This window comes from Pseudomonas sp. TE24901, assembly GCF_054058375.1.
The window spans coordinates 25,728-39,852 of record NZ_JBSSAF010000026.1; the positions used below are offsets into that span (position 1 = coordinate 25,728).

Annotated in this window: 9 protein-coding genes; all 9 read left to right on the forward strand. The window is 62.8% G+C overall.

Annotated features, from left to right (window positions below):
- The first annotated feature begins 187 nt into the window (after positions 1-187).
- The 9 genes from ACVWVP_RS30330 (at position 188) to ACVWVP_RS30370 (ending at position 13,981) form a co-directional block, all read left to right on the forward strand.
- Positions 188-868 carry a fimbrial biogenesis chaperone gene (locus ACVWVP_RS30330; RefSeq protein WP_457409788.1) on the forward strand — a complete coding sequence of 227 codons (681 nt, stop codon included), beginning with the start codon at positions 188-190 and terminating at the stop codon, positions 866-868.
- Positions 869-891: 23 nt separating this feature from the next.
- Positions 892-1,872, forward strand: coding sequence for a fimbrial protein (locus ACVWVP_RS30335; protein ID WP_178923097.1), 981 nt, complete (start codon positions 892-894; stop codon positions 1,870-1,872).
- 57 nt (positions 1,873-1,929) lie between these two features.
- Positions 1,930-4,746, forward strand: coding sequence for an ATP-binding protein (locus ACVWVP_RS30340; RefSeq protein WP_259175470.1), 2,817 nt, complete (start codon positions 1,930-1,932; stop codon positions 4,744-4,746).
- Positions 4,733-5,926: an EAL domain-containing response regulator gene (locus ACVWVP_RS30345; RefSeq protein ID WP_259175471.1), complete on the forward strand. Its 1,194-nt coding sequence runs from the start codon at positions 4,733-4,735 to the stop codon at positions 5,924-5,926. Before ACVWVP_RS30340 ends, ACVWVP_RS30345 begins: the two co-directional genes overlap by 14 nt.
- Positions 5,927-6,008: 82 nt before the next feature.
- Positions 6,009-9,140 carry a response regulator gene (locus tag ACVWVP_RS30350; protein WP_457409791.1) on the forward strand — a complete coding sequence of 1,044 codons (3,132 nt, stop codon included), beginning with the start codon at positions 6,009-6,011 and terminating at the stop codon, positions 9,138-9,140.
- Between the two features lie 23 nt (positions 9,141-9,163).
- Positions 9,164-9,811 (forward strand): response regulator, encoded by a 648-nt coding sequence (locus tag ACVWVP_RS30355; RefSeq protein WP_178923089.1) that lies wholly within the window; start codon positions 9,164-9,166, stop codon positions 9,809-9,811.
- Positions 9,812-10,005: 194 nt separating this feature from the next.
- Entirely contained in the window at positions 10,006-10,611 is a 606-nt protein-coding gene (locus tag ACVWVP_RS30360) for a fimbrial protein (RefSeq protein ID WP_178923087.1), read from the forward strand.
- A 77-nt stretch (positions 10,612-10,688) separates the two neighbouring features.
- A complete protein-coding gene (locus tag ACVWVP_RS30365; protein ID WP_178923085.1) occupies positions 10,689-11,420 on the forward strand; it encodes a fimbrial biogenesis chaperone in 732 nt (243 codons plus the stop codon).
- Between the two features lie 50 nt (positions 11,421-11,470).
- Complete coding sequence (locus ACVWVP_RS30370) at positions 11,471-13,981, forward strand: fimbria/pilus outer membrane usher protein (protein WP_457409793.1); 2,511 nt, start codon at positions 11,471-11,473, stop codon at positions 13,979-13,981.
- Positions 13,982-14,125 lie beyond the last annotated feature (144 nt).

Genomic DNA, 14,125 nt, shown 5'->3' on the forward strand with positions numbered 1-14,125 from the left:
AAACCTGACAGGTGGGCATCAGCGTCGCTCACGGTAACTGCCAGAGGTAAAGCCTGACTTTAAGGCGATTCTGAAACGGCAACCCGGGGCATGCCGGCACTTTTAAGAATCGCCTCAAAGCCTCGACGCCTGCGCCCACCTACCATGGCCCGCGCCCCAAACGCCGCTATGGAATCCCGTTGTGTTCATGTTTCTGTTTCGTCTACTGCTGCTGGCCGGTGTGCTGCTGACCCTCGCGCCACCAGCCCGCGCGGCCCTGAAAATCGAAGGCACGCGCCTGATCTACCTGGGCCAGGACAGAGGGGCCAGTATCGGCGTGGTCAACCAGGCCGCCCGCGAACTGGTGGTGCAAACCTGGATCACCGGCGACGACACCGCGGCCAACGGCGACGTGCCGTTTGTGGCCACTGAACCCTTGGTGCGCCTGGGGCCTGGCGAACATCACTCGCTGCGCCTGCTCTACGCCGGCGAAGGTTTGCCCACGGACCGAGAGTCGCTGTTCTGGCTCAACATCCTGGAAATCCCGCTCAAGCCCGAGAACGCCAACAGCGTGCAGTTCGCGATCCGCCAACGCCTCAAGCTGTTCTATCGCCCGCCCGCGCTGGCCGGCGGTTCGGCAGAGGCGGTGCAGCAGCTGGTGTGGCGCACGCAGGGGGGGCGCGTCACGGTCAACAACCCCAGCGCCTTTCACCTGTCACTGGTCAACCTGCACACCGACAGCCAGGTCCTCAGCGACTACGTGCTGCTTGCCCCGCACCAGAGCAAGACCCTGGACGCCCCTGCGCCTGTCGACCCAGGCACCACCCTCCACTTCACCGAAATCACTGATATCGGCTTGCAGGCCCGCCACCGCGCGGTACTCAAGTGATCGACCACGGGGTAATTGCACCTATGTCACTCACCCAACGCTTTCTACCCATGCTGCTGTGGGCCTGCGCCGCCCTGCCGGCCACCAGCCACGCACTGGCCTGCCGCGAAGACGGCACCGGCTCGATCATCACCCAGGAGGCGCTGGGGACCGCGCTGGCGGTGGCCGCCGATGCGCCCAACGGCACCATCATCTGGGAGTCCGGCCCGCGTACGACCAATGTGATCTGCAAAGACGATTACAACCATGGCCGTGAAGAGGTGTATTTCTACGTCAACCCGGCCAACGTGAGTATCGGCACCGGTATTCGCGTGGGCATCCGCTACAACAACCAGCCGATTACCCAGAGCACCGGCAAGGTCGGCACGGGGTTCTTTTCCGATCGGGGCTGCACCGCCAATTGCGTGGGCTGGGACAAGGCGCGCTTCACCCTCAACTTCAGCGTTTTCATCGAAAAATACGACCCCACGCCTCCCAGTGGCCAGGCCAGTACGCTCACCTCGTACCGGGTGTTCCAGCTGGACGGCGTGCGCGGTCTCAACTCGCGGCCCAACAGCAACTTCAACTACGTGGTGACCGGTATGAACGGCATCCGCTTCGTGCCCTGCACGCCGGAACTCACCATCACCCCCAGCGTGGTCAACTTCCCGACGCCTTCGCGCAAGGCCGCGATCGGTGAAGTCGCCAGCACCGCAAACTTCAGCCTCAACCTGCGCAAGGGTTGCGACACGCCCTACACCGTCAGCGCACGCTTTGCGACCACCCCGGGCGGTGGCGGCGTGATCAATGGCTTGCTGGTGCCGGACAACAACAGCTCGGTGGGCATCTCGCTGTCCCGCGCCGAAAGCCAGCAACAGCTGCCATTCAACACCTGGTTCACCCTGCAGGAGCTGATGGGGCTGGGCCAAAGCCACGACGAATTCCGCGCCGACCTGAAATGGCGCACCTTGCCGATCCCCGGCGCGTTCGACGCCGCCGTGGTGGTGGATATGTATTACAAGTAGCTGTTTTTTAAGGATCGTCTTATGCCATGCCCATGGACGGGCGCTTAAAGTCTGTCGATGCGATTGAAAAGTTACCTGCTCCAGATCAACCCCGTCCTCTCCCGACCCGAAGCAGCCAGAAGGCTGCTTCGTATTTTTGCGACCGTGTTGCTGATCGGCATCCTGAGCGGGGTCTACACTTTTCTGCTGTCCACCTTCAACAACGATATTTCCCAGCGCCGTGGCTACATGAGCAGTGCCATCGCCGAGGCCCATACCTTTTTCACCAACCGCGAGGCCCTGCTCGAAAGCCTCAGCCTGTCGGCCGTGCGGCGCCCCTCGAAAACCCCGGTCTATACCTTTTCCCCGGAAGAACAGCACCTGCAGTTGGGCGACTCCCCCGACAACCAGTGGAGCATCTGGCTGACCACCCGCATGCGCGAATACCTCAAGGCCAAACAACTCAACCTGCTTTACGTGAACGCCGGCACCAGTGCCCAGACAACACCCCAGGTCACGCGCCTGTATGACGCCACCGCGCAGGTGTTGCCGATTTCCAAATGCCTGCTCAACCGCCTCAAGGCCGTGCAACACAGCGATCCCACCACACTCAACGAGCTATGGCTGAGTGACAGGACCGAAGGCCACTCGCACCTGTACATTTTTATCCGCCTGGACGAACGCGACCCCGAGTCCGGCTGGCTCGGCATGGAAATGGAAAGCCGCGAAGTGTCCTCCACCCTCAGCGACAAAAGTGCCGGCGAGTTCATGATGCTCAGTTCCCAGGGCATGCTGGTGTTCACCAACAGCGACAATGCCCAGCTCAGCCAGCAGCGCCTGCGGCCGGGAGAGGACAGCTTTTTCGGGTTCGTCGGCAATGGCTGGCTGCCCGATCACCTGGTAATCCGCAAGCACCTCAAGTCTTCGGACTGGCAACTGATGTACTCCATCGACCTGCGCGCAGTGGTCAGCGGCTTGTGGAAGCAGTTGCTCGGCTCGCTGCTGTTCTGCCTGTTCAGCGTGACGATGATCTGGCTGGTGATGCGCCGGGTCGACCAACGCTTCATCATCCCCTCGATCCATCGCATCCAGGCCTTGATCGAAAGCGAGGCGTTCGGCCGCGATGTGATCCAGACCGCGCCCGTCGCGCTGTGTGTCTTGCGTCGCACCGACGGCCAGGTGGTGCTGGAAAACACCTTGGCGCAGCAATGGCTGGGCGCCGGTCCGGAGCGCGAGGCGCTGCGCGACGGCTGGATCGAGCAAGCCTTTGCGAACGGGCCGTCCGAACGCAGCGACTACTTTGAAACCATCGACGGCCGCCACCTCTACCTGAGCAGCGCCCCCACCCGCTACAAGGGCGAGGACGTGCTGTTCTGCGCCTTCAGCGACATCAGCGCTCGCAAGCAGGTCGAAGCGGCACTGGAAGAAGCCCGGCAGTCTGCCGATGCGGCCAACGCCGCGAAAACCTTGTTCCTGGCGACCATGAGCCACGAAATCCGCACGCCGTTGTATGGCGTGCTCGGCACCCTGGAACTGCTGGCGCGCACCCAGTTGGACACCCAGCAAAAAGACTATCTGCATGCCATCGAAGGCTCGTCCTCGACCCTGTTGCAGCTGATCTGCGATGTGCTGGACGTGTCCAAGATCGAAGCCGGGCAACTGGCCCTGGAGCTCAGCGAGTTCTCGCCCCTGGACCTGGTGCACGAAATCATCCAGGGCTACGCGGCGGCGGCCCAGGGCAAAGGCCTGCAACTTTATGCCTGTTTCGACCCGAAGCTGCCGGAGCGCTTGATCGGCGACGTAACGCGCATCCGCCAGATCCTGAACAACCTGCTTAACAACGCGGTGAAATTCACCGACTACGGGCGCGTGGTGCTGCGGGTCAAGGTGCTGGGCCGTGACGGCGAGCGCTCGAGCCTGCTGTGGCAAGTCTCGGACACCGGCAAAGGTATTGCCCAGGAAGACCAGGCGCTGATTTTCGAGCCGTTCTACCAGAGCGAAGGCAACACCAATGTGGTGGCCGGCACGGGCCTGGGGCTGCCGATCTGCCAACGCCTGACCGAATTGATGAACGGCAATATCCGCATGGTCAGCGAGCTTGGCCTGGGCAGCAGCTTCAGCTTGACCCTGCCCTTGGAGGAGGCCCCCACTGCACCGCTGCCGCCCCTGCTGGCCGAAACCATTTATGTTGCCTCACCGATCCCGGAACTGGCGAACGCCATCAGCGGCTGGTTGCGTCGCTGGGGCGCCCGCGTGCAGACCACCCTGCCAGCGCAGACCGAAGGCCACCTGCTGTTGCAACTGCACCCCGGCAACGTTGACCCAACGCTGGTCGCCGAGTGGGCCGGGCCCGTTATTCATGCCAGCAGCAACGCCAGCAGCGTCCCGCCGGATGACGGCGGGGCCTGGCACGTCAACCTCAACCAGCTCAGTGCCATTCACCAGGCGGTAAGCCAGGCTCAGGGGCTGTGGGTGGCACGCGCCGATGAGCAGACACGCCAACGTGACCTGAAAAAACTCAACCTGCACCTGCTGGTGGCCGAAGACAACGTCATCAACCAACTCATATTGCGTGACCAACTCGAGGAACTCGGCTGCACCGTCGAGCTGGCGGCCGATGGTCACGAAGCCTTGTTGTTGTACACCGCCGGCACCTTCGACGTGGTGCTGACCGATGTGAACATGCCCCACATCAACGGCTACGAACTGGCGCGGGAACTGCGGCGCCAGGGCTGCCCGTTGCCGATTATCGGGGCCACCGCGAACGCGATGCGCGGCGAGGCCGACCTGTGCCTGGCCGCCGGCATGAACCATTGCCTGGTCAAGCCTTTCGCGTTGCGGGCGCTCTTCAATTCCCTGGCGCCTTATGCACGGATCATCCATGAAGCCCCTTAGTATTTTGATCGTCGAGGACCACCCCCTTCAGCACATCTACTTGCAGCACCTGCTCAGTGAGTTGGGGGAGTTCATGCTCGAAGCCGCCCAGGATGGCAAAGAGGCGCTGGAACGCCTGCGCCAACGGGACTTCGATTTGGTACTCACCGACCTGCTGATGCCGGGCATGGACGGTGTGCAATTTATTCAAAGCCTGGCCAGCCTGCGCTGCAAGCCGGCGCTGGCGATCATGAGCGTGGCGTCGCGGCGCATGTTGATGGCCGCAAGCCTGGTGGCCAAGAACCTGGACGTGGAAGTGATCGGGCTGATCTCTAAACCGGTGGCCGCCGACGCGCTGCGCAGCCTGGTCGAACAACTCAGGCGCAAAATGCGCACCCCCTCCCCGCTGCCCGCCAAACACCTCGACATCGACCGCCACACGCTGATCCAGGCCATGGGCAACGGCCAGCTGCAAGCCTGGTTCCAACCGAAAAAGTCCTTGGCCAACGGCCGCATTGTCGCCGCAGAAGCCCTGGTGCGCTGGATGCACCCCGAGCAAGGAGTGATGTTGCCCGGTGCCTTCCTGGAGGCGATCAAGGCGTTCGAACTGGAAGAACGCCTGCTGTGGGTGGTGCTCAAGCAGGCCATCTACGCGCAGAAACAATGGTGCCTGCGCGGCTATGACATTCCGGTGTCGATCAACCTGCCCACCCATTTGCTCAACAGCCACGACCTGGCCGACCGCCTGCTGGAGTTCGTGCTGCTCCACGACGGCATTCCCGGGATGATCTGTTTCGAGCTGATGGAATGCTCGGTGCCCCAGGACATCAGCAACTTCTACGCCGGCGCCTGTCGCTTGCGTATCAAGGGCTTTGGCTTGTCCCAGGATGATTTCGGCAAAGGCTACAGCTCCTACCTCAACCTGGTGTCCACGCCCTTTACCGAACTCAAGATCGACCAGGCGCTGGTGCAGGGCTGCCATGACAACGAAGGCATGGCCTCGGCCCTGGCGAGCATCATCAGCCTGGGCCGCAAATTGGGCCTGACCGTGGTCGCCGAAGGGGTGGAAACACCTCAACAACTGGCGCTGCTGCGCAAGGTCGACTGCAACCAGGTACAAGGTTTCCTGATCTCCCACGCGGTTTCTTGTGAACAATTTCAACAACTTCTGAACAATGATGGCCCCGCGACATCTCATTAGGCGCCTGGCACGGATTATTTGTTGCAGGGAGCGACTAAGCTCCTTCCAGTGCCGATTTTTTCTCCGCCTGCGGACGTTCTTGATGAAGCACAATAACGCGATCCTCGAAGCCTTTACCCGAAGCTCATTGCGCTTGAACAAAAGCCTGATGCTGATGTTCGGGCTCGCGTTGCTGCTGGCCGTCACCAACTACTGGTCCTTGCAGCGGGGCGTCAATATCCGCTATGGCGCCATGCAGTTCCATTTCGCACGCCTGATGGAAAACCTGGCGCAACAGGAAACGTTCCTCAAGAACCTCGCGCATCCCGGCGTGCAGGCCGAACTGCTGCGCGCCACTGACGTACAAGTCAGCCTCAAGAGCCGCATGGTCGACACCCGCCGCACCTTGTACGAAGGCCAGAAGTACTCGTTCTCGGTGCCCTTCAATGTGACGTTCGATGAGCAGCGCGTCGGTGTCGGCGCCAGGTCGCGGGTATTTGCCTTGGGGGCTCATCTGACCAGCTATTACAGCGCCTTCTGGTCCTCTTCGCCTTACGGGGCGCCGCAGACCTTCGTGTTCAACCGCCAGGCGGATTACGCCATTGATATCCCCGCCGTGAATACCACGCCGACGCTGGTCAACGCGGTGCAGCAAGCCCTGGCGCAGACGCCGCCTGGCCTTGAGCCCGAACGCGTGTACTGGCAGGCCGGGCCCGCGCCAGACCATCTGCTCGCCTATATCGGCATCCCGCTCGACGGCCCGGACTCGGCGGTGGTCGGCACCCTGCTGGACCTGGCCCAGGCCGACGACGTGCAGCGCGCGCTGGAACGCTCGGCATTTGACCGCGTGACGTTGATCGCGCCCGACGGCCAGCGCCTGGTCGGCCCGCCAGTGACCGGGGCACCACTCACCGACGGCGTTCACTTCACGTCGCAAGGCTTCGAATTCAAGATTTCCCAGGCCGGCGAGCGGCCGTGGAGCGCGATCTATGGTTTGAGCTACGCACGGTATTTCCACTACGCCTTGTGGCCGCTGAGCAGCCTGGCGTTATTCCTCGGCAGCCTGCTGGCGCTGGGTTGGGCCGGCAGCCGCTGGTACCGGCGCCAGGTGATTGCGCCGGCGCGGCTGGCCCATGAACGCATCGCCGAAAGCGTGGCCTTCAGCCGCGTGATCATTGACACCGCCCCCACCGGGTTATGCGTGGTGCGGCGCAGCGACGGCGAAGTGTTGATCGAAAACCAACGCGCCCAGCAATGGCCAGGCAGCGCACGCCTGGTGGCCGCCATGGCCGGCACCCATGACAGCGCCGAGAGCGGCGAGACCCACCTGGAAATCGAAGGCCGCCACCTGCAGATCGGCTTCGTGTCGACGCGTTACCAGGCCGAGGACGTGCGCCTGTATGCGTTCAACGACATCACCCGGCATATCGAGGATGCCTCGGCCCTGGAGGACGCACGCCGTGTCGCCGATGCGGCCAACGAAGCCAAGACCCTGTTCCTGGCGACCATGAGCCATGAAATCCGCACACCGCTGTATGGCGTACTCGGCACCCTGGAATTGCTCGGCCTGACCGACCTTGACCCGCACCAGAAAACCTACCTGCACACCATCCAGCGCTCCTCCGCCACGTTGTTCCAACTGATCAGCGACGTGTTGGATGTGTCGAAAATCGAGTCCGGGCAAATGGCGATCGAAGCCGTGGAGTTCTGCCCGCTGGACATGCTCGAAGACACCTTGCACACCTACGCCGCGTTCGCTCAGCGCAAGGGCCTGCAGCTCTACAGTTGCATCGACCCGCAACTGCCGGACAGCGTCATGGGCGACCCGCTGCGCATCCGCCAGATCCTCAACAACCTGGTGAGCAACGCGATCAAGTTCACCGACATCGGGCGCGTGGTCATCCGTGCCCGGGTGCGCGCACTCGACGCCGGGCATGTGCAACTGGAATGGCAGGTGACCGACTCCGGCGTGGGCATCGCCGAGGCGCAGCAGGCCAAGCTGTTCGATCTGTTCTACCAGGCGCCGGACACGGCGGGCGAAGGCGGCGCAGGCTTGGGCCTGCCGATCTGCCGGTGGTTGGCGCAGATGATGGACGGCCAGATCAAGGTCGTCAGCGAGCCGGGGCTGGGCAGCAGCTTCACCTTGAAAATCCGCTTGCCGGTGTGTACCGGTGCGCTGACCAGCCCGCCGCAGGTGGAGCCCAGCACCACACCGGTGTATGTGCAGGCACCGGTGCGCGAATTGGCGCAATCGGTGTGCGACTGGCTCAACCGCCTGGGCATTGCGGCGGCCCTGGCCGCGCCGACTCAGGAACCGGGTGCCCACCCCGCCGTGCTGGTGGACGTGCTGCCCGACCAACCCGCGCAACCCTGGATCGGCCAGCGCGTCATCTGCCTGCCGGGCGCGCACAGCCCACCACTGCCCACCGAACAGGGTTGGGTGGTCGACATGCACGACGTACGTGCCATTGCCGCCACCGTCTCCCTGGCGCAGCAGGGCAAACACGAACAGCCTCCTGCGGCCCAGCCCCAGAGTGCCGGTCGGTTGGGGCTGCGCATCCTGGTGGCCGAAGACAACCCGATCAACCAGGCGATCATCAAGGAACAACTGGAGGCGCTCGGCTGCTCGGTCAGCCTGGCTTCGAACGGCGAACAGGCCTTGCACCTGTGGCAGCCGCAGGCCTTCGACCTGGTGCTGACCGACGTCAACATGCCGTTGATGAACGGCTACGAACTGGCCAGGACCTTGCGCGAGCACGCGCCCCACCTGCCGATCATAGGCGTGACGGCCAACGCGATGCGCGAAGAAGGCGTGCGCTGCCTGGCCGTCGGCATGAACGCCTGGCTGGTCAAACCCCTGAGCCTGCAGACCCTGCGCGCGCAGTTGATCAAACTGTGCAAGGTCGCGCCCCCTACCGAAACGTTTGACGACAGCGTGCACCTCTCCGACAAGATGCGCCCGTTGTTCATCAGCAGCGTGCAACAGGACCTGCAGCATATCGGCGCGGCACTGGAACAGCGCGATGCACACCGCCTCGGCCAACGGCTGCATTCAGTCGCCGGCGCCCTGGGTGCCGTGCAGGCCAACAGCCTGGCCCAGGCCTGCATCGAACTGGAAAGCGCACTTAACCGTGGCAGCCTCGACACTGCACTGACGCTCAAGGTGACGGCCGTGATGCAACGACTTTCGGCCGTCCTGGACACGCTCCAGCCCGGGCCCACTCCCCTCACTTGAACTGGCATTACGGACGGCCCCTTATGAAGACATTCAACGTGGTAATCGCGGACGATCACCCGATCGTGCTGCTCGGGGTGCGCGAACTGGTGGAGCGCGACACGCGCTTCCAGGTCGTGGGCGAGGCCGTCTGTTCGGCCGGCCTGATCGAGTTGCTGCAGCGCCAGGGCGCCGACATCGTGATCACCGACTACAACATGCCGGGCGACTCACCCTACGGTGATGGCCTGAAGCTGGTGGAATACCTGAAACGGCATTTCCCGCAGGTGCAGATCCTGATCCTGACGATGATCTCCAACCACCTGATCCTCACCCGCCTGCAGGAACTGGGTGTGGTGGGCATCATCCAGAAAAGCCAGTTGCACACCGAGATCCAACTGGCGCTCAAGGCCATCGCCCAGCAGAGTGCCTATCGCAGCCTGGAGCCGCCCAAGACGTCCGTGATCGAGACCCTCACAGCTATCGACGAACGTTTCTCGACACTGTCGCCCAAGGAGTTTGAAATCCTGCGTCTGTTTATCTCTGGCATGAGTGTGAGTGATATTGCCCGCAGCCAGAACCGAAGTTCCAAAACCATCAGTGCACAAAAGATATCGGCCATGCGTAAACTTGCTGTCAGCAGCGACCAGGACCTTCTGGCTTATTGTCTTGCGCGCAACATCTTCAACTAAGCCCCCCTTTAAAAGCCATTCATGGACAATGGCTTCGCCCTTTATATACGGGCTAGAACCTCTAAAAAAATACAACTAAGCCCTCCTCTCCTGCGCTTATAAGAATCGTCTTATTTGCCCGCCAGCCCTCGCCTCTTACTATTTCCCGGCAGTTCAGAAACCACACTTTCCACCTCACATTTATGGACATCATCATGAAGAAGTTTTCCCTGGCTGTTATCGCCTCGGCCATTCTCTGCGCCGGCGGCAGTGCATTCGCCGAAGAGCCGGTTGTACCGAAACCCACCCTGGGCGGCAGCGGCAAAATCACCTTCACCGGCGTGATCAACAACGACGCCTGCTCGGTAGACGGCGCCAACTCCGACCGCACCATTTCGGTGGACATGGGCAACGTGTCGATCAAGGACATGGGCACTGCCGAGAACCCGACTGCCGGCCGTGTGACTGCCAAGGACTTCAACCTGAACGTCAACTGCAACCAGGGCACCAAAGTCGCGATGATCTTTGACGCCAACAATGGCGGTTCGGGCCTGGTGACCGGCAAGAACGTCCTGGCCCTGAATCCGGGTTCGGCCACTGCGCAGAACGTCGGCATCGCCCTGCTCGACAGTAAGGGCACGCTGATCGACCTCAGCTCGCCCGCCACCGCACGCATTGAAAGCACCATGCACGGCCAGGGCACCGACGGTGGCGACGCCACCCTGAGCTTCGCGGCGGCCTACGTCACCACCGGCGCCGCCGGCGCATCGACGGCCGGTCGCGGTGACGCCACCCTGCCGTTCATCCTGCAATACGAATAACCCGGCGCCTGGCGCACCGAACGCGCGAGGCCCTGGGGCCTCGCCATTCCCTTTCTGATGACACCGGACACCCCCTCATGCTGCCTCGTTCCATTGCCATGGGCCTCGGGCTGCTGGGCATGCTCATGGCTGCCCAGGCCACCGCCAGCATTTCATTGAATGCCACACGCATCGTCTTCGAGGGCGACCACAAGGAAGCCAACATCACCGTGCGCAACGGCAACCAGGACGTACTGATCCAGTCCTGGGTCGACCGCAACGATGCCAGTGGCAGCCGTGCACCATTTGCCGTCACCCCGCCGTTGGCACGGGTGTTTGCCAAGGAACAGCAACTGTTGCGCATCCTGTACGAAGGCAGCGGCATGCCCACTGACCGCGAGTCGGTGGTATGGCTCAACGTGCAGGAAATCCCCAAGGCCAGCACCACCGAGAACACCTTGCAGTTGGCCATCCGCCAACGCATCAAGATTTTTTTCCGCCCTGCCGGCTTGCCGGGCAGCGCGCTGCAGGCCCCGGCCCAACTGGAATGGACGCTGGTCAGACACGGCACACAGACCCTGCTGATCGTGAAAAATCCGACGTTGTACCACGTGTCCATGGCCGACATCAGCGTGCAGGACCACCTGGCCAGCGATTCCACCATGGTCGCCCCGGGGGAAGAAAAACAGTTCCCGCTCAAGGGCCTGACCGCCAGCGGCACGCTGCCGTTGTCGTTCTTGAGCATCAATGACTACGGCGCGCAAACCCCGTACACCGCCACTCTGGCCGGGGGCATCACACACGCCACCGAGTCGCGCCTCAAACCCTGAGCGCTGCTGCTCGCACTTGCTCGCTCATCCGGGATGCCACAGGTCTTCGCATGTCTTTTCTTTCCTGCAACTGGTCCGCGTGTGACGCACTGAAGTTGAAGACGCTGTGGCTGGCGATTGCCGCCAGCCTGCCCGCCTGGGCCATGGCCGACGAGGCCGCGCAAACCTTCAACACCACCTTCCTGCAGGGCTCGCAGTCCCCGGTCGACCTGCAACAGCTGCTGTCGGCCAACAGCGTGTTGCCGGGCACTTACCGGGTAGACCTGTACAGCAACGAAGTGCTGGTGGGCCGGCGCGATATCGACTTCAAGCGCAACCCGCAAAATGACCAGGTGCAAGCCTGCCTGACCCTCGACCTGCTCAAGCAATTGGGCATCGACATGGCCCGCCTTGAGGCCCAAGGCAAACTCGACCCGCAGCACCCACAGGACTGCTACCCACTGGCCGCCCTGATCGAAGACGCCACAGTGCGCTACGACAGCAGCCGCCTGCGCCTGCTTGCGAGCATTCCGCAAGTGGCCATGCAGCGCGGCTTGCGCGGGTACGTCGACCCGCAGCTGTGGGACGATGGCGTACCTGCCGCGTTCATCAACTACCAGCTCAACAGCAGTCGCTCCGCCGGTGACCATGACACACGCGTCGCCAACAACCTGGGCCTGCGCAACGGCATCAACCTGGGGGCCTGGCGCTTGCGCAACGAATCGAACCTCAGCGGTGGCACCGGGCGCAAGAACACCTACACCAGTAACCGCAGCTACGTGCAGCACGACGTGACGGCGATCAAGGGCCAGTTCAGCGCCGGTGAGATTTTTTCCGACACCGACCTGTTCGACAGCGTGCGGTATCGCGGGGTCAAACTGGCCTCCGACGACGGCATGCGTGCCGACAGCGAGCGCGGCTACGCCCCCGTGATCCGTGGCGTGGCACAGACCAACGCGACGGTGGAGATCCGCCAGAACGACTACATCCTCTACACCGCCAGCGTTGCGCCGGGGCCGTTCGAGATCAACGATATCTACCCCAGCGGCTCCAACGGCGATTTGCAGATCACCGTGATCGAAGCCGACGGCACGCGCCGCGTGACGACGCAGGCGTTTTCCAGCCTGCCGATCATGGTGCGCGAGGGGCAGGTCAAGTACAGCCTCTCGGCGGGTCGCTTCAACAGCAACACCGACGGCCTGGCCACCCCGCGTTTTCTGAGCGGCACCCTGGCCTATGGCTTGACCAGCAACCTTAGCGGCATCGTCGGCGTGCAGGCCAGCGAGGACTACAGCGCCCTGTCCCTCGGCGCCGGCCGCAACACCGCGTTGGGTGCGGTATCGCTGGACGTGACCCATTCATCGAGCAAGGCCCAGGGGCAGACCACCCAGGGCAGCAGCGTGCGTGCGTTGTACGCCAAGACCTTTGCCGGCACCGACACCAATTTCACCCTGGCAGCCTACCGTTACTCCACCGAGGGTTATCGCAGCTTCAACGACCATGTCGAAGACCTCAGCGACAACCTCCGCGTGCGCAGTGGCCATTCAAAAACCCGCACCGACCTGACCATCAACCAGAGCATCGGGCGCAACCGCGAATTCGGCAGCCTGTATGTGAACGCCAGTGACCAGCGCTACTGGAATCGCGGCGGCTCCCAGAGTTTCTCGGCCGGGTATACGAGCAACTGGGGCAACCTGAGCTACAACCTCGGCGTGACGCGCACCCAGCAGATTGTCACCTGGGGTGAGCCGAGCAGTGACACCCAGGTGAACCTGTCCATCTCGTTCCCACTGGGCAGCCAGGCCCGCGCGCCACGGGCATTTGTCACCACCAGCAGCCAGCACGGCGACACCACCACCCAGGCGGGCATCAACGGCTATGTCGCCGACACCAGCGACACATTCTATTCGGTACAGGCCGGGCACAGCGACACCAGCGGGGATTCCGGTTCGGTGAACATCAACAGCCGCACCTCGGTGGCGGATGTCAGCCTGGGCTATAGCCAGGGCCAGGGCTACAACGCGCAGAACCTCAACCTCGCCGGTTCCGTGGTGGCCCACGGCGGCGGGATCAACCTGGGGCAGACCGTCAGCGAGACCTTTGCACTGGCCGAGGTGGCGGGCATTTCCGGGGCCCGGATCAGCAGCTACAGCGGCGTTGAGACTGGCCGCAACGGCTATGCGGTGATTCCGACGGCCCAACCTTATCGGGTCAACTGGATCAGCCTCGACACCCGGGACTTGGGCGCCGACGTGGAAATCACCAACGCCACCCAGCAGGTGGTGCCGCGCCGGGGCGCCATCGTGGTTGCGCACTACAGCGGTACCACGGGCAGGCGGGTGTTGTTTGAGTTGTTGGATGCGCAGCGTCAGCCATTGGGGTTTGGGGCTTCGTTGGAGGACGCTACGGGCAAGCAGTTGGCGATTGCTGATCCGAATGGGAATGCGTTGGCGTTGGTCGAGCAGGACCAGGGGACGCTGGTGATCAAGTGGGGGGAGCGTAGTTGCACGGCTTCGTATGCGTTGGGGGTGCAGAACAAGGCGTTGAATTATGAGCGGCGGGTGTTGGTGTGTGGGCCTTGATGTGGGGGGTTGGGAGTACATATCCGTTATTGGGGTGATGGCTGCTTATGGTTCCGCCCTTACGGCGGGTCACTTTTGAAAAGAGCCCAAAAGTAACCAAAAGGCTCTTGCCCCAACACTCGGCACCTCGCTCACGCTCGGTGT